The organism is Sinomonas terricola (genome assembly GCF_034931225.1).
GTDB lineage: Bacteria > Actinomycetota > Actinomycetes > Actinomycetales > Micrococcaceae > Sinomonas > Sinomonas terricola.
This window is the reverse complement of sequence record NZ_JAYGGQ010000026.1, coordinates 1-18,146: the sequence shown is the minus strand read 5'-3', so window position 1 is coordinate 18,146 and position 18,146 is coordinate 1. Positions and strand designations below refer to the sequence as shown.

General features: G+C 68.6%; 20 protein-coding genes. 1 reads left to right on the top strand and 19 read right to left on the bottom strand.

The window, feature by feature from the left end; translation table 11 throughout:
- Positions 1 to 18: 18 nt before the first annotated feature.
- The 15 genes from SPF06_RS21540 to SPF06_RS21470 form a co-directional block, all read right to left on the bottom strand.
- Positions 19 to 1,068 (bottom strand): PDDEXK nuclease domain-containing protein, encoded by a 1,050-nt coding sequence (locus tag SPF06_RS21540; protein WP_323281217.1) that lies wholly within the window; start codon positions 1,066 to 1,068, stop codon positions 19 to 21.
- A 146-nt stretch (positions 1,069 to 1,214) separates the two neighbouring features.
- The gene (locus SPF06_RS21535) at positions 1,215 to 4,298 is read right to left on the bottom strand and encodes a LysM peptidoglycan-binding domain-containing protein (RefSeq protein WP_323281216.1); all 3,084 of its coding nucleotides are present in this window, start codon (positions 4,296 to 4,298) and stop codon (positions 1,215 to 1,217) included.
- Between the two features lie 88 nt (positions 4,299 to 4,386).
- A complete protein-coding gene (locus SPF06_RS21530; RefSeq protein WP_323281215.1) occupies positions 4,387 to 5,226 on the bottom strand; it encodes a hypothetical protein in 840 nt (279 codons plus the stop codon).
- 125 nt (positions 5,227 to 5,351) lie between these two features.
- Positions 5,352 to 5,972, bottom strand: a complete 621-nt coding sequence (locus tag SPF06_RS21525) for a hypothetical protein (protein WP_323281214.1) — start codon at positions 5,970 to 5,972, stop codon at positions 5,352 to 5,354.
- Positions 5,973 to 6,031: 59 nt separating this feature from the next.
- On the bottom strand, positions 6,032 to 6,454 hold the full coding sequence (locus SPF06_RS21520; protein ID WP_323281213.1) for a pilus assembly protein TadG-related protein: 423 nt from the start codon (positions 6,452 to 6,454) through the stop codon (positions 6,032 to 6,034).
- Entirely contained in the window at positions 6,451 to 6,894 is a 444-nt protein-coding gene (locus SPF06_RS21515) for a TadE/TadG family type IV pilus assembly protein (protein ID WP_323281212.1), read from the bottom strand. The genes SPF06_RS21520 and SPF06_RS21515 overlap by 4 nt, the downstream gene beginning before the upstream one ends.
- Positions 6,891 to 7,274: a TadE family protein gene (locus SPF06_RS21510; RefSeq protein ID WP_323281211.1), complete on the bottom strand. Its 384-nt coding sequence runs from the start codon at positions 7,272 to 7,274 to the stop codon at positions 6,891 to 6,893. The genes SPF06_RS21515 and SPF06_RS21510 overlap by 4 nt, the downstream gene beginning before the upstream one ends.
- A 29-nt stretch (positions 7,275 to 7,303) precedes the next feature.
- A complete protein-coding gene (locus SPF06_RS21505) occupies positions 7,304 to 7,537 on the bottom strand; it encodes a hypothetical protein (RefSeq protein ID WP_323281210.1) in 234 nt (77 codons plus the stop codon).
- Positions 7,538 to 7,631: 94 nt separating this feature from the next.
- On the bottom strand, positions 7,632 to 8,507 hold the full coding sequence (locus SPF06_RS21500) for a TadC protein (protein WP_323281209.1): 876 nt from the start codon (positions 8,505 to 8,507) through the stop codon (positions 7,632 to 7,634).
- On the bottom strand, positions 8,504 to 9,448 hold the full coding sequence (locus SPF06_RS21495; protein ID WP_323281208.1) for a type II secretion system F family protein: 945 nt from the start codon (positions 9,446 to 9,448) through the stop codon (positions 8,504 to 8,506). The genes SPF06_RS21500 and SPF06_RS21495 overlap by 4 nt, the downstream gene beginning before the upstream one ends.
- Complete coding sequence (locus SPF06_RS21490; protein ID WP_323281207.1) at positions 9,445 to 10,956, bottom strand: TadA family conjugal transfer-associated ATPase; 1,512 nt, start codon at positions 10,954 to 10,956, stop codon at positions 9,445 to 9,447. The genes SPF06_RS21495 and SPF06_RS21490 overlap by 4 nt, the downstream gene beginning before the upstream one ends.
- 58 nt (positions 10,957 to 11,014) lie before the next feature.
- Positions 11,015 to 11,839 carry a hypothetical protein gene (locus SPF06_RS21485; protein WP_323281206.1) on the bottom strand — a complete coding sequence of 275 codons (825 nt, stop codon included), beginning with the start codon at positions 11,837 to 11,839 and terminating at the stop codon, positions 11,015 to 11,017.
- A complete protein-coding gene (locus tag SPF06_RS21480) occupies positions 11,839 to 12,498 on the bottom strand; it encodes an SAF domain-containing protein (RefSeq protein WP_323281205.1) in 660 nt (219 codons plus the stop codon). Before SPF06_RS21480 ends, SPF06_RS21485 begins: the two co-directional genes overlap by 1 nt.
- Positions 12,499 to 12,530: 32 nt before the next feature.
- On the bottom strand, positions 12,531 to 13,106 hold the full coding sequence (locus tag SPF06_RS21475; RefSeq protein ID WP_323281204.1) for a hypothetical protein: 576 nt from the start codon (positions 13,104 to 13,106) through the stop codon (positions 12,531 to 12,533).
- The gene (locus SPF06_RS21470) at positions 13,106 to 14,077 is read right to left on the bottom strand and encodes a ParA family protein (RefSeq protein ID WP_323281203.1); all 972 of its coding nucleotides are present in this window, start codon (positions 14,075 to 14,077) and stop codon (positions 13,106 to 13,108) included. Before SPF06_RS21470 ends, SPF06_RS21475 begins: the two co-directional genes overlap by 1 nt.
- Before the next feature lie 1,024 nt (positions 14,078 to 15,101).
- On the opposite strand from SPF06_RS21470, the gene SPF06_RS21465 reads away from it, so the two are divergent.
- Positions 15,102 to 16,097: a PIN domain-containing protein gene (locus SPF06_RS21465; RefSeq protein WP_323281202.1), complete on the top strand. Its 996-nt coding sequence runs from the start codon at positions 15,102 to 15,104 to the stop codon at positions 16,095 to 16,097.
- Between the two features lie 157 nt (positions 16,098 to 16,254).
- Here the strand turns inward: SPF06_RS21465 and SPF06_RS21460 are convergent, their stop codons facing one another.
- The 4 genes from SPF06_RS21460 to SPF06_RS21445 all read right to left on the bottom strand — a co-directional run bounded on the left by SPF06_RS21460 (position 16,255) and on the right by SPF06_RS21445 (position 17,932).
- Positions 16,255 to 16,437, bottom strand: a complete 183-nt coding sequence (locus tag SPF06_RS21460) for a hypothetical protein (RefSeq protein ID WP_323281201.1) — start codon at positions 16,435 to 16,437, stop codon at positions 16,255 to 16,257.
- Entirely contained in the window at positions 16,434 to 16,730 is a 297-nt protein-coding gene (locus tag SPF06_RS21455) for a hypothetical protein (protein WP_323281200.1), read from the bottom strand. Before SPF06_RS21455 ends, SPF06_RS21460 begins: the two co-directional genes overlap by 4 nt.
- A gap of 9 nt (positions 16,731 to 16,739) precedes the next feature.
- Entirely contained in the window at positions 16,740 to 17,006 is a 267-nt protein-coding gene (locus SPF06_RS21450) for a hypothetical protein (protein ID WP_323281199.1), read from the bottom strand.
- Between the two features lie 131 nt (positions 17,007 to 17,137).
- Complete coding sequence (locus tag SPF06_RS21445) at positions 17,138 to 17,932, bottom strand: hypothetical protein (RefSeq protein ID WP_323281198.1); 795 nt, start codon at positions 17,930 to 17,932, stop codon at positions 17,138 to 17,140.
- Positions 17,933 to 18,146: the final 214 nt, after the last annotated feature.

Sequence of the window (18,146 nt, the reverse complement as noted above, 5' to 3'; positions counted from 1 at the left end):
GGTCTGGGCCTGACGAGCTCATTCCGGCTCCTCGAGCGCCTGTGGCTGCTCGCGCTCGAGCGCGGCGCTGATCTCGGCGGGCGAGGGCAGTGCTGCGCGCTCCTGCGCGGGCAGGGTCTCGTACGTATAGGAGGTGACCGCGATCGGCTGGGCGGCACCGTCGAGGGAGTATCGGACTGTGCGGTCGTTCTTCGATCCGCAGACGAGGATCCCGACGGTCGGAGCATGGAAGGGCTGGCGGAGCATGTCGTTGACAGCTGCCACGTAGAAGCCCAGCTGACCGAGGTCACGAGGGTGGAACCGGCCTTGCTTCAGCTCGAGGACCACGAACCTATTGCTGAGCCAGTGAAAAAATAATAGATCAATCTCATATAGATCGCCGTCCACATCCAAGGGGAATTGACGGCCCACAAACGAAAACCCAGGGCCGAGCTCGGCCAGAGTCTGGGTCATCCGCAGCGTCAGAGCTTCCTCCATGGCGCTCTCCTCGGCCTGGTCGTCCAGGCCGAGGAAGTCCAGGACAAGGGGGTCCTTGGCCAATGCGCCGACGAGCTCCTCGCCCTCGTCCGGAATGCGGGCCTCGAGGTTGTTGGGAGCTGCTCCGGTGCGCAGGTGGAGGCCCGTGTGGATCTGGTGCTGAAGCTGCTCCAACTTCCAGCCCCGTTCAACGGCGCGGGCGGCATACCAATCGCGGGCGGCGGGTTCTTTGAGCTTGAGGAGCTCGATGACATGGCCCCACGGCAATTGTCCAAAGTCACTTTGGACAATTCCCTCCGGCCAGTCCCACGCCGCGGCGAACGCGCGCATGTAACTCAGGTTCGAACGGGAAAAACCTCGTGATTTTGGGAACTCGGCCCTGAGGTCGAGCGCGAGCCGCTCGAGGACTTTGCTGCCCCATGGGCGCGTCGACTGCTGGTCGAGGATCGTCCGGCCGATCTTCCAGTACATCTGCAGCATCGCGGTGTTCGCGGCGCGGCGGGCGAGTGTCCTCGCGCTGCGCACCTCGTTCTTCACGGCTGCCAGGACTTCGGCGTAGCCGGCGGGGAGGTCGGGCTCGAGCTCGCTCATGGAGTCAGGCTATCCGGGCAGTCCGACACGGATCCGATGGCCAGCCGCACGGCCATCGGCCAACAGCTGCCGGACGGATCATCCGGCAGCGGGCAATTGTGCAGAGCGCCTTTGCACAATTGCCCGCGAGCTGGTGGCGGTGTGGGTCACGAGGCGGCCCGCTTCTTGTCGAAGTGCCCGCGGAGGCGGGCGATGAGCTCGTCTGTCTCGACCTCGGGCAGGTCGTCCATGGCGTCGCATTGCTCGCGCAGGGCCTCGATGGTGCGCTCGAAGCCTTCCTTGTCGCCGAGCATCGCGTGGGCTTCGAGCTTGTGGCGGCGGTGGACCTCGGTGGAGGGGGAGGCCATGACCCCGCGGGTGGAGGCTTTCAGGAGCAGTTCGGCGTCCCCGTCTTCGAGGGCGCGTGCGCCGAGCTCGTACGCGACGTCGCTGATCGCGGCGATCATCTCCTGCTGGAGGGGCTCGGACCACGACCAGGCTCCCCTCGTGCCCGTGCGCACGCCCTGGAACGGCTGGCCGGTGACGAGCTCGAGCGCTGCCTCGAGCGCTTCGTCGGACGCGGCGACGGCGTCGTTGCCCACGAGCTCGCAGAACACCGACCAGTCGGTAGGCACCGGGCACTGGTAGCAGTCGGCGTCGGCGAACTCGGGCAGGAACTTCTTCCCGCCGTCGTCTTCGCCGAGCCAGCGCCGCGCCCGAGAGATGTTCGGGTTGCGCTTGGTCGCCGTCACGACGGCGTTGGGGTGGATTGCGTGGTCGTACTCCTCTGTCGATGCAGGTCCGGTGAGCGCCAGGAACGCGATGAGCTCGGTGATCCGGGCCACCGAGGCGCCCTTGACCTGCGAGGGGTGCACGCCCTTGGCGTTCTCGATCCGGACCGGGCCGAGGATGCGGATGAACGGGGCGTCGGGAAGGTCGATCGTGACCTTGGCCCGGCTGGGGCGGCGCCTTGCGGCCCGCTCCCCCATCTCGATCAGCTTCGCCGGGCTCGAGGGGGTCTCCCCCGCTACGGGCAGCGTGGGGGCTTCAGCGGCCTCCTCGAGCTCGTCGTCCTCGTCCTCCCCCGGCTCGGTGGTGACGACGGGCACGACGGGCTCTGGGGCGGGCTCGGCCGGCACGGCCGCGTTCAGGGTGGTGACGAGGTCGTCGATGATGTCCGAGTAGAAGTGCTCGTCGACGATCTGGGCGGTCAGGGGGATGCCGGCCGGGTTCAGGGTCGCGGCCCGGTCCTCGCCGATCTCCAGACCCCACGCACCGCTGATCGTGCCCGGGGAGACGGCGGCGAGGCCGACCCTGGGCAGCTTCTCGACGAGCTCGGCCAGACGGCGCGCCTGGTCCCCTTCCGGAGCCTGGGACAGGAGCACGATCTCCGGCGGCCACGTGTCCGACGCGCCTGGGGCGACGCGGGCCTCCTGTGTCCCGGCATGCCCGAGCCGGTCCAGCAGGGCGGCGTCGTGCCCGGTGCGGGCCTCGAGCGTGCCCAGGAGCGCGTCGAGGTCCTCGTAATGCCGTACCCGGCCGGTGTCGAACGCGGACGGGAGCTCGGGGCAGAACCCCACGAGGGTCACGAGGAGGTCCTCGCTCCACTTGGAGCAGGCCAGCTCGATCGCGATCGCGGTCAGTGCCCCCTTTGTCTTCTCCTCGTCGCCGGTGATGGCCAGTGCGCCGATCTGCTCGAGGTCGACGAGGATGTGCCCGTCCTGCGGGTCCACGCCGAGCGAGACCAGTGCCGGGTACGGGGCGGTCGTCTTCGGGTCGAACGCCGGGATCACGCGCGGGTCGACCGCCCAGGCGCAGTCGTCGTCGCTGACGGCCTCGAACGGCTCCGGCAGCCTGGCCGGGCTTTCCAGGTACACCTCGACGGTGGACGGCGAGAGGCGCACCGCGAACAGCTTCGGCAGGTCCACGCCGTTCTCGTGGGCCCATGTCGCGATCCAGTGCAGGGCGAGGTCGATCTCCTCTACCCCGTTGGGGTCTTCGGCCGCGCGGAGCTCGAGCTCGGTCGCGGCGATCTCCGGGACCGGCATCGCGATCCGCTCCCCCACCCGGCGGTTCCGCTGTTGCCGCATCCGCCGCATCCCGAGGACGGCGAGGACACCGGCAGCGAGGATCGGGCCTGCACCCCAGAGCGTGGTCACGGGGAAGACGGACTCGGAATCCTCGACAGCGGACGCGGGGGCAGCGTGCGCCGCCTCAGACGGCGCCGCTTCCGACGTCGACGGGGCTTCCTGTGCCGGGGCATCAGCGGCTGGAGCCGCGGCCGCCGCGGCTTGAGCAGGAGCCTCGGCCGTTGCTGCCGGAGCGGGTGCGGGTGCCGGTGCCGGTGCCGCGGGGATCTCGGCCGCGGGTGCTGCCGACGTTGCCGGGATGGCGTTCGGGGCGATGAGCCGGTCGCCGGGACGGACGGTACCGGTGTGGCCTAGCTGGGTGCCGTCGGGCTGGACGATGCTCTGGGATGCCTGGAAGATCTCCTCCGCCTTGCCCTGGTCGCCGTAGACGTCCTTGGCGATGCTCCCGAGGGTCTGGCCGGCCTGGACCTCGACGTCCTTGTCGCGGTCGACGTGCGCGTCGGCGGGGAGTGTCAGGACCCAGCCGGAGTTGACGAACTGGTCACGGCCGAGGGCATGCCCGTCGGCCTGGGCCTTGCCGAGGTTGAGGTCGAGGATCTCCCTGAACCTCTCCCCCGAGCCGAGCCGGGCCTCGGCGATCGACCACAGCGAGTCACCATCCTTCACTGTCACCATCGGCGCGGCCTTCTCCGGGGCCGACGGCACTGCCGCCGCGGCGTGAACGGGGGCGGGTGTCCCCGGCACGGCTTCGGCCGAGACCGACGCGGGGGCCGCGGCATGGGCGGCAGGGGCCGAGGCGGCGGTTGCGGCCAGGGCTCCCCCGCTGACCGTGGCCATGGCCAGGACCGCTCCGACAAGCGCGCGCCCGGCCTGCTGCCCGATCCCGAACGCGGGAAGGCGCGGGGGCTCGACACGGCGCAGCGTCGAGGGGATGACCGAGAGGATCCCGACCGCCATCCACGCCCATGCGGTCCACCCGACGATCGGCAGCACATGGCCGATGAGGAAGGCGCCGGACCAGTCCGGCTGGGTGACGCCTGCGACGAGCACGTCCCACGTGGGTATCGGGTTGCCGGCGAGGATGGCCAGGGCCAGCGGGACGCCGACGAGAAGGACAGCCAGCAGGAGGAGGGCGCCGATGCCGGCGGCGAGCTTCCGCATCACAAGGTCTCCTTTTACTCGATCTGACATCTATAAATGTAGTGGGGCCGGGCAGATGCCTCAACGGCCACGCCCGGCCCATCGGGCTTCAGCTGATGATGACGGTCTGCATCTCGCCGATCGCGATCTGGGTCTGGGACTGGACCGACGTCGTGTTCGTCCCGGTCTGCCCCGCCGCCTGCCATGTGAAGGTCCAGTTTGCACGGGCAGTCACGGTGTACTTCCCGCCGGGCTGGTCCGTGCTCATCCGGGAGTAGATGTGGCCGCAGTCAGGGCTCGGGGTGACCCCGAAGCTCTCCTGGTACGGGGTGCCCTGGCTGAAGCACGTGATCGTCGACCCGTCGCCGAGATCCCAGTCGATCGAGGTCACCTTCGCCGTGCCGGAGATCGCGACCCCGCCGATGGTCGCCGACTGCGCCCAGGGCCCGAAGTTCTGCTGGCTCGGCCCCTGCACCCACAGCCATACCGGAAGCCCGACCGAGCCCTTGGAACCGGCATCGGGCTTGGGGACGATGCCGATCGGGATCGGCTGGAACACGAACCTCTTGAGCAGCTCCACCGCAGCCAGCCCAGGGGTCATCTGCGTGACACCCGCGGGCGGCTTGTCCAGCCACACCTGGGTCGACGAGGCGATCCCGACGCGCTGGAACGGGTCATTGCTCGAAGTCGGGTTCCCCGCGCACTGGTACCACGCGCCGTCCGAAACAGTCTTCCCCGGCGGCGGGGCCTTCTGAGGATCTGCGAGCTTCCAATAGCACTGGTCCGTGTTGGACCAGACCCCGAGGTCCGGGTTGCTGCACGCGACATCCTTGCCCGAGGAGTCCTGGCACGACGTCGGCCCCGGCTGGACAACCGTCTCCGACCCACCCTTCGTATTAGACCCCTGCGACGACGAACCCGGCGACGGATCCGAACCGGGGCGACTCACATCAACATTGCAGGTGCCTCGGGCACACGACCCGTCCATGGGTGAGATGGCCTGTGCGGGCAGGCTTGTTGCTACCGAGACCATCAGGCTGACAACCGCTGCCGTGAGTAGCGTCCGTGTGCGTGTCAGCATGCGTTTGTCCCGTCTTGGAAGGTCTTTGTAACCAGCCAGCGAGCGTTTGCCGGGTCGTATTCAGTCCAGTAGCCGACCGTTACACGCGGCACCGACGGCTTCGACGCAGGGCTTCCGTCGGGATTTGTTCCGACGACATTTGAGCTGTCTTCGCATACCTGGAGCTGGGCCGAACCGTGCGGGTAGGCCTTGCCGTTGTACGTGAGGTCACCCGTGAACCCGGAGATGAGTGAATTCTTGACCTCGCCGGTGTAGGTGGTCTTGTCCGTGGCCGCTTTCGTGACGTACTGGGTTCCCCAGTCGAGGGCCTGCTTGGTGGAAACAGCCTTCAACGCTGCGGGATCGCCGTTCTTGGTTCGGCTCGCGTTGTCCAGGACCTTGCCGAAGGCATTGATCGCGACCATGGACTGGTCGAGGGCCTCTTTGTCGCTGGTGGGCGGCGGGACTGACGCTGGCGCCGTCGGGGTGGGTGTGGCTGAGGGGCTCACGGCAGTGGGCGTGCTGGTTGCGGTTCCGGTGGTGGGGCCGCCTGGGTTGCCTGCGCATGCGGTCAGGGCCAGGACCGCCGCGGCGAGGGCGGCGCCCAGGGCGGTTCGGGTGGTCTTGATCTGCATGGTGTCTGCCTCTCGGTTTGGCGGTCTTTGGTGGCCGGTCCTGGTCATCCTGCTGCCCCCTACTGTTTCAGGACTCGTGAGGTGGTCGTGGTCGTGGACGTGAGCTTGGGGATGCCGATCGCGGCGAGGATGATCGCCGGCCGGCTCGAGGTGACGGTGACTGTGAGTGTGTCCCCCGCCGCGGACACGGAGCCCTGCACGCCGGCGGCCGCGATGTACGACCGGGCCCTCGCGGCGCCTGTCTGCAGGTCGATGGTCGGCGTCCCGCCGGCTACGGCGTTCCCGCCGACGGCGTTGGCGCCGGCCCGGGCGGCGGCCTCGGCGATGTTCCGGGCCTCGCGGTCTGCGGCGATCTTCTGGCCGCCGTCGACGACGAGTCCGACGGCGAGCAGGAGGCCGATGAAGGTGATGACCATCAGGAGCGTGGCGGATCCGCGCTCTCGATGCTCGGCCCCCGGGCTGCCTGTGAGCCGGATGTTCATGGCTGCCTCTGGGTGTAGGCGTCGACGGGCTGGCTGGCGGTCTTGGTGATCGTCATGGTCCCGGGAAGCATGGGAAGGAGGCCGTAGAGCGGCACGACGCAGCTCACGGTGGCGCGCACGGTGCCGATCTGTCCGAGCGGGGCGTTGAAGCCCGAGGTGTCGATGCTGGCGCGGGTGCTCTGGCATGGGGCCTGGGCCTGGTTGATCGCGGCCGAGGCCGCGGAGGCGCCGTTGGCCTGGGCGAGCCCGGCGCTGCGGGCGAGGGCGGCGTCTCGGGCCGCTGCGCCGGCTGCGGCCTCGACGTTCTGCCCCGCAGTGGTGGCACGGAAGCCGAAGACGAGCAGGAGAAGGAGCAGGATGAACCCGGGCACGACGATGACGAGCTCGAGGGTGGTCGAGCCCCGTTCGTCGCCGTCGCGGTGCGTGGTGACGTGCTTCATGGCGTCGTCACCCTCTCCACGGGTCCGGTCCGGGTCGCGGAGACCGCGGGGCCTCCCCATCCGGCGACGATGGTCCCGCTGGACCCGGTCACGGTCACGGTGACCGTGGTCCCGGTCCTCTGCACGCTGACTCGGGCGGCGTCGAGACGGTTCGAGGCGAGTACCCGGCCGGCGGCTGTCTCGCCGGCCCCGGGAGGTGCCTGGTAGGCGCGCGCCGCCGAGTACGCGGCATCAGCCGCCGCCCCCGCGACATTGCGCGCGTTCATCCAGAACGCAGCCTGGAACGTGCCGAAGAGCAGGAGGAGGACGGCCGGGAGCACGATGACGTTCTCGAGCGTGACCGATCCCCGCTCAACGTCATCGCTCCGTTTCCAGCTCATCGTTCCCCCCAATCCCCTTCGGGGCCGTGTCAGCTGCCGAGGCGGCCGATCTGTCCGGCCTTGCTGTTGATTACGCCGACGACGATCGCGATGACGGCGACGGCGACGAGGCCGATCCCCGCGGCCCAGAGGACCTGCTCGAGGGTGATCGATCCACGCTCGGAGTCCTTGTCCTTGGGCGCGAGCGCACCCTCGATGCGCCCCTGAAGGGCGATTCCTGCCGTGTAGAGGGTTGCTGCGAGATGCAGGCCGATGTTCCTCATAGCGGTCTTCCTTTCTCCCCGTCGTTTGTTGTAGAGATGTCTTGCTTATTCGAGTAAACCCGTGTTCCAGCGGGTTTTTCCAGTCAAGTCGGTGCTATGTCCCCAGAAGCCTGATGATCGGGGGCACGGCGATGAAGGCCAGCAGGAGCATGCCGAGGACCGCGGCCGGAATGGTGATCTTCTCGGTCTTGGCGTTGGCCTCCGTGCGCATCTGCGTGAGGAGCTCGACCCGAAGGCCCGCGCCCCGGGCCCGGAGCGCCTCGTACACGGAGACGCCCTCGGTGCCGGCGAGGGACATGTAGTCCGCGAGCTCGGCGAGCTCCTTGACGTCGATCTCGGCCGCGAGCTGCTTGAACGCCTCCCACGGCTGGGTGCCCCGGAACTCGGCCAACTGCAGGGACTGCTGGAGCCGACGGAACACCCACGAGTCGGCAACGTGGGCGCTGCGGTACAGGGCGACGGCTGCGCTGGAGCCGGACTTCCGGTCGACGGCGACGAGCTCGATGAACGCGGCGACGGCGCGGGAGAAGTCCTGTCGCTTCTCCTTCGCCTGCGAGGCGACGGCGAGGTTCGCGGCCCACATCAGCACCAGGCCCAGGAGGGCGGCCAGGGGCAGCGAGTAGAGCACGAGCACGGCCGGGTAGCTGCCGGCGAACACGACGACGAGCGAGAGCAGGGGTACGGCGACGAGGCCGAAGAGGCCGGCGATGCCTTGTCGGGTCGCGTGCTGGAGCGGGGTGACCTCGACGAGGGAGAGGTCCTTCGGGTCTGCCTTGAGCCATTGGAACGGACCGGTCTGAACGGCACGGCCGAGCTTGTCCCGGAAGGACTGGTTGGAGACCTCGACGTCCTCGGCGCGCAGCTGCTCGAGCGCAGAGGACAGGCGGGGCCTGCGCGGGACGAACTCGGCCGCGACGACGATCACGCCGAGCCCGACGGCTGCCCCGATGATGAGCGCTGCCCAGATCATGAGGCCTCCTGAGCCCGGTGGATGGTCCTGCCGGTGAGGCTGCTGGCCTGTTCCCCGACGGCGTCCGCTGTCTCGCCGTCATGGTCGGGTGCGGCGAAGAGCCGCGGCGGTGTACGGATCGCCGACATGCTGCGCATCCACAGCAGCACCGCGCCGTAGGCGGCGAAGATCAGCGCGACCACCAGCTGTCCCACCGGCTCGCGGTAGAAGCTGAAGTAGTCGGCGAAGATGGTGGCCGCCCCGCCGAGCAGGACGACGTTGATGATCGTGACGCTGCGCGCGGTGGTCCGGTTCGTCTCGCGCTGCGCTTCGATCTCGCGCCGGTTGGTGACTTCTTCCTGGATGGCGTGGGCGAGGTCCGTGAGGGCGTTGCTGAGCGAGCTGACCTGGATCTGGCTGGCCAGGATCAGCCGGGTGGCCAGGAGGTCGCCGGTGGGGTCGTCGATGTCGTCGGCGAACGCGCGCAGCGCATCGCGGGTCCTCCACCGTGCGGAGAGGCGGGCGACGAGGTTGGTGACCTCGGTCTCGATCGATGCCGGGGCGTTGGGAAGGGACGCGACGATCGCGCGGGAGAGCGACATCGACCCGGTTGCGACGAGCGAGGCCAGGGCGCGCGACCAGCTCTCGAGGCCTTCGAGCCTTTCGACCTCGCGGCGCTGGTCGGCGTTGGAGAACAGCGCGGGGAGGATGAACGCTGCGAGCGGGGCGGCGACGAGGACGACGACCCACCCTGTGCGGGCGAAGAGGAGGACGCCGGCCGAGATGCCGATGACCAGGGCCCAGGCCCCGCGGGGCCCGAACCTTGCCTTCAGGCGCGCCCACGCTCCGGGGCCGCGCCGCTTCCGCGTCCCGAGCCGGGCGCCGGTGGCGCCGAGGACCACGACGAGGATCCCGAGCGTGATCCCGGCCGCGCACAGGACGGCGAGGACCGCGCCCGTCATGAGGCCCTCCAGAGCTTGTTCACGTCGTAGCCGAAGTCGGCGAGGACGGCGGCGAGCTTGTCGCTGGGGCGCCCCTCGCGGACCGGGACCGCGGGCTCGCCGCGCTCCGGGGATCGGAAGAGGTAGTGCGCGACTGGCCTGTCGCCTTCGCCTCGCTGGATCTCGGCGATCTCGGTGACGTGGCGGCGGATGCCGGCGCCGGTGAAGGTGGAGAGCTGGACGATCAGGCGGATGTGGTCGATGATCTGCCGGTTGGCGAACACGTCGGAGGTCCCGAGCTCGCGCTGCTGGAGCGCGGCGAGCTTAGCGATCGCGTCCTGCGAGGTGTCGGCGTGGATCGTGGTCATCGACCCTGCCGCCGACGCCATGGCAAGGAACATGGGCACGACTTCGGAGGAGCGGACCTCGCCGACGATGATGCGCTGGGCGTCCGCGCGCAGGGACGAGGCGAGCAGGTCGTCGAGGCTGACGGCGCCCACGTGCTCGTTCGTGCGGGTGTCCCGCTCCCCTTGCCCGGGGCGCTCCTGGAGCGCGAGGACGTTGTGGTGGTTCGGCTCTCCGAGGTAGAGCTCGCGCTCGGTCTCGATCGTCACCACCGGCTCGTTTGGGTCGAACGATGCCGCGAGGGCCCTGGTGAACGAGGTCTTGCCGGCCCCGGGGTGCCCGGACGTGACCACAGACTGCCGGGCCCTGACGGCCGCGGAGAGGAGCTCGGCCGCCTCCGCGGTGAGCATGTCGAGCCCGACCAGATCCTCCAGGGTGATGTTGCGGATCCGGTGGCAGCGGATGCGGAACGCGGGCCTGGTCGCGATCGGGGGCAGCCACGCGGTGAGCCGCTCGCCCTCGGGGGTCGGCAGGGACATGCGAAGGATCGGTTCGGCCGTGGTCCACTCGCGCGAGCCCTCCCCTGCCTGCTGGACCCATGACTGGACCATCTCGACCAGTTCGGCGTCGCTGCCCGCGATCGGGGGGACGCGCTCATCGATGCCGTTGGCCCGGCGGACGATGAGCTCGTCGGCGCCGTTGGCGTGGATGTTCTCCACGGTGACGTCGTCGAGGTACTTCTGGATGGGGCCGAGCCGGTAGGCGAGGTCGAAGAGGCGGCGCTGCAGCGCCGCGGTCTCGTCCTGGGTGAGCCGGTCCTTTCCGGCGCGCACGCGCTGCTCCTGGTAGTCGGCCAGGGCCTTGCGGATGATGTCCTGTCCGACGGCGTCGCGGTTCCCGCCCGCCTCCTCGTCGGCCCGCAGCTGGCGGGCGTTCACGACCATGTCGGCCAGGTGCTCGATCATCGACGCGTCGTCGTCCCCGGCCCGGGAGCCTCCCGCCGCCGGCTGCGCCTCGGGCGCTGGCGTCGGGGCGTCGGCGACAGGGCGGCCGCTCGGCCTCGCCGCCCCGGCCGCGGCGAGGGCTGCCGCTGCGGGATGGCGCTGCCCCTGTTCGGGCGCGCTCTGGTCTTCGATGAGCGGGAGGCCTGCGAAGAGGCTCCTCACATCGTCTGGTCGGCTCACTGTTCCCCCTCAGTGTTCGTCGTATGTGTAGAAGCTCCTTGGTGCTGGATCATGACGCTCACAGCCCTTCGAGCTCGGTGCTGAGCGCTGCGTCGACCAGGCCCCGGTTCCGTCCTGTCGCGGTCCGGAGCGCCGAGACGAGCTGCGCGGCGGCGCGCGGGAGCGCCTTCCTGGCGAAGCGCTGCGCCGCCGTCGCGCCGTCGCTGTACACCGCGGCGGAGGCCGGGTCGTGCGGCAGGGAGGCGATGAGGGGCAGCTGGAGGGTGGCGGCGACTTCGGTCGCGGTGTACCCGGTGTGGGGGTCGTCGACAGCGAGCAGCATGAGGTGCTTGGTGTGTCCGACGCTCTTGAGCGAGGCCTGGATCTCGGCCAGGCGGGCGTGGATCGCGAAGGTCGCGGACAGCGACGGGCGGGCCACGACGAGGACGGCGTCGGCGCTGTGCAGCAGGGGCGTCCTGGGATCGTCGACGTCCCAGCGGCCGGCGTCGAAGAGCACGTCGATCCCGGCGCTGTCGAACGTCTCGGCGGCCTGCCCGAGGTCCGCCCAGATCCGCCCGAGCCCGGTGGAGGTGCGAGGGTCGACCACTCCGGGCAGCAGGTAGCGGGTCGCCTGGTCGACGGTGTCGGCGTCGAGCGGCCGCAGCTGGGCCCACACGTCGTTGTGGCTGATGCTCCCGTGCCGTGCGGCGGCGACTGCGAGGTTGACCACGTTCGCAGGCTGCCAGGGCACCTGGCCGCGCAGGTACCCGGAGAGGACGCTGCTCGAGTGCGAGGTGTCGACCTCGGCGAGGATCACGCTCCGCTCCCAGGCCTGCGCGAGCGCGAGGCCGGCCGTGGTGGCTCCTGGCGAGCCGGAGAGGCTGAGGAGGAGGATCGTCGCCATTAGTTCCCCCCGTCCAGGATCAGGGCGACGCGGCCGGTGGCGGCCCGTGCGGCCAGCAGGGCGGCCTGCGTACGGGGGACCTGGACCGCGACGAGGGTGGTGTTCCTGTCGGCCGAGGGCGAGGTGCTCACGACCGTCGCGGAGATCGCGTCGGGGTCCTTGGCCGGGACGTCCTGTCCGTTGCCGGGGGTCCCGATGAGGCGGACCCTGTCCCCGGCGGCGAGCGGGTAGGACGGGATCTGCGAAGCGGTCAGGTTCAGGCCCACGATCGATTGGCTGTCGCTGAGGCCGGATCCGCCCGAGACCTGCTCGGGGGCGATGATCGCCCCTCCGACGACGTCCTTGACCACGGTCTTGCCCACGAGCGCCCCCTGGTCGGTGGTCGCGACGCTCTTGATCGGCTGGCCCTCGGGGATGTCGACGGTGGCCAGGTCGGAGGTCGTGATCACGTGGCCGCGGGGAAGGTCCCCGGCGGCCGTGAACACCTGACGGGTGTGCGTCTGGGCGTTGAGGATCCACACGAACAGGAGGGCGAACACGACGACGAGGACGATTCCCGCGGCGATCACCGGTGGCCTTGCCTTCGATCGGGTCGGTGAAGCGGCCTTCTTCGGTCTCTCGGCCTTCTTCCCGGGCGCGCTTTCCGTCGTGGTCGTCATGGTTCCCCCTCTTGTTCGGTTTCTGGTCTGGCTCAGCCGGGAAGGCTGTCTCGGTAGGCCTTCAGGGACACGGTCAGGAGCTGGGTCCTGTTCTTGTGCGTCCACTTGGCGGCGAGGCCGTCGATGACGGCCAGGTGCTCGGGACGGAGCTTCATGGCCTTGGTGTCGTACTCGGCTTCGCCGCGGCGGAGCGTCGGGATCGTCGCGGGGCGCCCGAAGAGGTCCCCCTCGGGGACCGGGCTCTCGGTCTGGGCGAACAGCTCTGCCATGCGGGGGTGGGCCCATGAGACTGCGTTGAGCAGGATGTTCGGGTAGGAGACCTTCGACTCGCGGTGGTGGGCCTCGAGCCACCTCATGAGGTCGGTCGGGATCCTCAGCGTGATGTTCCCCGTGTGCTGCTCCTCCCCCACCGTTGGAGCGTTCGGCTCGACCGGGTCCGGCACGGCGGCCAGCTGCACGGCCGACGGTGCCGGCTCCGCGGCGGGTGCCGGCTCCTCGCGTGGCCGATCCGCAGCGACGGGGGCCGGCTCGGCTGCGCCCGAGGATTCGGGGCGGAGCTGGGCGCGGCGCTTCAGGCCGCCCAGCGGTGAGAGCTTGTTCTCGGCCATCACGCCTTTGCCTCCTCGAGTGCTGCTTCCTGGGCGGAGAGCTCGGCGACGATCTGCTCGGCGAGGGCCATGTAGTCCTCGGCGAGCGAGCCTGCCGAGGCGGCCAGCTGTGGGCCGCCCTTGCCGGGGTTCTTCAGCCGTTCCCAGAACGGCGCCTGGGTCTTGACCTCCTGGGCCAGCTCGTGGGCCGACTCTCCCCGGAACGTTGCGTCGGCGTCGGCCGCGACGACGTTGCGGATCTTCGCCTCGAACACCGGGGCGATCCCTTCGAGGCTCTGCCCCAGGATCTCCCTCGGCCGCTTCTCTACCCTGGTGGCCCCCGTGGGGACGCCGAAGAGGACGACGCCGAGCAGTGCGACGAACGGGTTCAGCGTGTTCACGTTGGTCACGCGGCGCGCGAGGGACTCGAGCCCCTTGAGGGACTTCGGTTCGGGGCGGACCGGGGCGAGGATCCACCGGGAGGCGAGCATGGCCTCCTCCACCGCCGTGTACCCCGCGTCCGACGGCGGGGTGTCGATGAAGATCAGGTCGTAGTCCTGCGCGACCTTCGCCAGCGCACGGGCCACTCCCCCTCGCATCTTCCCCCCGCGCAGCGCATCGCCGTGCAGGATGTCCAGCAGCCGGGACGTGTGCTCGCCGCCGGAGAGGACGTCGAGGTTCTCGCGTACCCCGGTCGTCGGGACAGGTGCCTCCCCGAACTGGACTGCCCGGGCCAGGGCCTGCCCGTCGTCGTACCTCTCGTCGTCGATGTAGCCGAGGTTCACGGCGACATTGCCCTGGGCATCGAGGTCGACGACAAGCGTCTTGTAGCCGGCTTCCGCGAGCACGGTCGAGAGGTTCGTGGTCAGTGTCGTCTTGCCGACGCCGCCCTTGCCGTTGGCGATGCAGACTGTTCGCCTGCATGCCTCCAGCACGTCATCCGGGAAGAGCGCAGAGCTACTGCGCACTGATTGCGTGGGTGTCGAGTCCATAACGCACAGTCTAGAACCAGTCAACACATGTTACAAGGATGTTCTAGACACTTTTACAGTATGACTCACATCCGTCATCGAGTTGATAACTACATAGTCCATGAGAATTAGCTGTGTCTACAAGTCACGTGGAACACGTATTACATCCGTGACTATCGATCACTAGCGCTGCATCAGCCATGCAGCATTGATGCAGTATCGATGCAAGTCTTTTAGGATCACTGTATCGCTACTGCATCGCTACTGCATCGCCAGACAATAGGAAGTGATCGTTACACGTGTCAGAGACGGTTGACTGCTATGTGTGAGCGGCGCGGGTAATGGTTCGCGGCCGGGCTGTGCACGCATGTGAGACGTTCCGCTCCTGATATAGGCATGGGGGAGTAACCTGATGAGCTGCTGTGGAGGAAACGAGTTGTCGTTGTGCCCTAACTTGGGGCTCGATGGTTGTGGACGCTTCCCCGGTGTGGATGGGGCCGGTGCAGGTGAGGGGGCTCGATGAGACGAACCGGCCCCGTTTTGAACCCACCATCGGGTACTCCGTGGCCACAATATGGCCAGTAGTGGGTCAAGGTTGGGCGTGTAGCCCTCGGTTCGGATGAACCGGCCCCCGTATCTGGCCAGAAACAGCCCATCCCTGACCAAAAAGGGGGTCTATGCCAGCACCGGTCCGGGGTCCGATGAGGGGGCTCTTGAGGAAATGGCTCAGGGCTGCCGGGCGTCGTTCGCCCATTGCTGGAGGATGTCATCGGCTAGGGACGTGTGGTAGCGCTTGCGCTTGCCGGCGTTGATCTCCTCGGCGAGGTCGCGGAGTCTCCAGCGCGGCGCTGCCCCGCCAGTTGAGCGCGAGCGCGCCTGCGAGGAGATCGTCGGCGCCGTAGGTGTGGCCCGCGGCCCGGAGCCTTGTGAGCCCGTCGACGACTGTCGAATGGTCCGAGCTGTGGGCCAGGCCGGTGCTCGAGTTGATGAGGCGGGTGTGGGCACATGATAGAGACCCCCGGGACACACTCCGTAGGCTGACCTCGTGCTGCACCTTCTCATAGACACCTCTACATGTCTGGACCTTGCACAGCGACGGGACGGGCAGCGATGGATCGTCGCCTTGCGTGTACTCATCCATCAGGGAGAGGTGAAGCTCCTGGTCCCGCCGGTAATCGTTGAGGAATTCGACCGCAACGAGGCCAGAGTGCAGGCAATGATGACGTCGAGCATCGCGTCTCGGTTCAAGCAAATCCGCCAAGACCTCGTGACCTACGGCAGCGACGACGATGCCCACGCTGTGGAGGTCATCGAGGACCTGGGCCGGCATCTCCCGCTCATCGGCGCGATGACGAGCCGGAACTTCCGGGAAATCCGTGAACTCCTCATCGCCGGTCAGACCGTCGAGCCCACGGAGGCCGAGATGATGCGCGTCGTCGAGCGCGGATTGAGAAAGGCCGCGCCATTCCACAGTGGGAAGAACAGCGTCGCCGACGCTGTCATCTTCGAGCTCTATCAGACCGCTACGCAGGCAGCGGACCTCACGGAGGACCCGCACGCCTTCGTCACCAGCAATTACACCGACTTCTCTCGTGTGAATGGTGATAGACGGGAGCCGCACGACAACATCGCGGAGGCATTCGACGGGACCGGCAGCCGATACGCACTCGGGGTCGACGGCCTCGACATGATCCTGCGCGATCACTTCGGTGAGGAAATCGAGGAACTCTTCGAGGAGACAGACTTCCGAGAAGAGCCCCGCCGGCTGGACGAGATCGTCGCCGCGGAGACCGAGATGTTCGACCGCATCTGGTACTACCGGTCCATGCAGCACGACTACCGCGCCGAACAGGAAGAGGACATAGAAGAGCTCGAGCGTCTCCGAGCCATCGCCGGCCCCGCCCGTGCGCGCGTCGAGGCTACCTATACCCAGCCCGGGCAACTCGGACCGTACACGGACTTCGAGCTCGGCATGCTGAACGGGAAGATGAGCGCGTTGCGGTGGGTGTTGGGCAGCGCATGGGACTTCCTCGACACCTGATCGCCGGACGTAAGCCGATCGCTAGGAGAACGCGTTCGACGATGGTCAGGCCAAGTCCTCGAAGCTCTCCTCGCCTGGGCGCCAGACCATCCAGGCTCGATCGGGAAATCCCCATGAGGTGGGCGATCTCTACGTAGACGTTGGCGCACCTGCTAGCTCAGCCGCGCCGGCTCCTCCGGTACGCGATCCAGCCGACGGCGGCGATGCCGACCACGATGAGCAGGGGGAGCGGCAGGCGGGCGGTGAGGTGCCAGATCGCGGAGTGGGCGATCCAGCTGGCGACCTGCTCTCCGAGGTCGGGCGAGCTGTAGCGCGCTGGCTGGGCGAGGTGTGCGATCACTTCGTCTCCTTGGTGTCGTGGGGGCCGAGGCCTTCCCCGGCGAGGTCGTAGAGGACCTGGGAGTAGGGGGACAGGGCCAGCGGGGGGATCTGGTGGAGGTCTTCGAGGGTGGCCCGCGGCCGGTCGACGCGGACGAGTGCGAGGAGCGCCCTGTCCTCCTGGTCCTCGGTGAGCCTGGTGCGGGGCCCGATCGGTTGGCTGGCGTCGAGTGCTTCGGCGTAGCGGAGGAGGAGTCGGGGGTCCGTGGGGTTGCCCGCGTGGCAGAGGGCGCTGACGACGTCTGCGGCGTTCATGGCTCGCCTCTAGGGGCGTTCGTTGACGAGCTTGTCCGCGGTCTTCGCAGAGACCGAGACGATGACGGTCGAGCCGGTGTCGAGGGCTGCTGCCTCGGCTGTGGGGTAGTAGAAGAAGCCGCGCCCGTCGGAGGAGACCATGGCCTCGTCGGGGCCGCTGTAGACGAGATGGGCTCGGGGGGACCCGTCGGGGTCGGTGAGGGGCCCGACCCAGTGGAGGTATTCGCCCTCGCTGAAGAGCCTGAGGGTGGTGCCGTCGACATCCTGCGTGCGCATGGGACTCCTTAAATACTCGATCTGACATCTATAGATTATTCGATGAAAGCCGCTGGAACAAGATGCGGAGTTGAAAGCCCCCGTACGGGAGCCGTCGTACGGGGGCTGGCTCTGGGGGTTGGGCGGGGGACTCAGGTCCAGCCGTTGGCAGCGACCTCGTCGCGCACGGCAGACGTGAGCTTGGTGCGGACGCGGCAGATGTGCCTGCGCGCGCTGTCCCGGGAGAGCCCGAGGCGGGCGGCGGCGGCCGCCTGGCCCTCACTGCCTCCGAGGTACCAGAGGCTCACGAGCGAGACCTCCTCGGGGGTGAGGATCCCTGAGTCGAGGGACCAGGCGAAGAGGTCGGCGACGTCCTTCTCCGACGTCTCGGCCGGGTTCTCGGTCTCCGCGCCTGCCGAGCGCTGGTGCAGGACATATTCGACTGCTCCGCCGTCCAGCCCATCGGTGCGGAGCGCGTCGACGAGCGCCGGGTCCCGGCGGTCCTCTTCGGTGACGGAGTGCAGGGCGCCGAGGGTGAGGTTGCCCGCGACGGACCCGCTGCGGTGGAGCGGGTGGACGAGGACCTGCTCCCAGAGGGCCCCGAGGTAGATGGAGACGGCGTCCTTCAGCGGGTACCTTCGCAGTGCCCGGGTGGAGGTCGCGACGGCGATCGCCTTGGGCACGAACACGACGAGCACCGCGAGGTGGGCGAGCGTGTCGCCGCTCTGCGCGGCCTCGACGAGCTCGGCGAGGACCGCGTTCTTCCAGGCGGCCGGAACCGAGCGGTTCCGGAAGTGCTCGTGGATCTCGGACAGGGGCACGCCTCCGAGGGCCGGGTAGGCCCCAGCGGGGGCATGCGGAGCGTGCTCGGCGAACGCCGATTCGATGGATGCCGGGCTCGCGTTCCGGACTCGGGAGAAGGCATCGGCGGTGGTGGTGGGCTGCATCTCAGGCTCCTTGAGATTTGTGCGCGTGGCACCTGGTGATGCACCGAGAGCAGCAGGGCCCCCCTTGCGCTGAACCTTGCTGTGCGGGGCGGCAGCCCACCGCCCGAGGGCTGCCGACGTCCTTGCTGGAGCCTGTTTCCGCAGGTCAGCAATGCGGTGCCTGCGGCACACCGTGATGCGCGAAGATTCTCGGAAGCGTTCCGTCCTGCTGTGT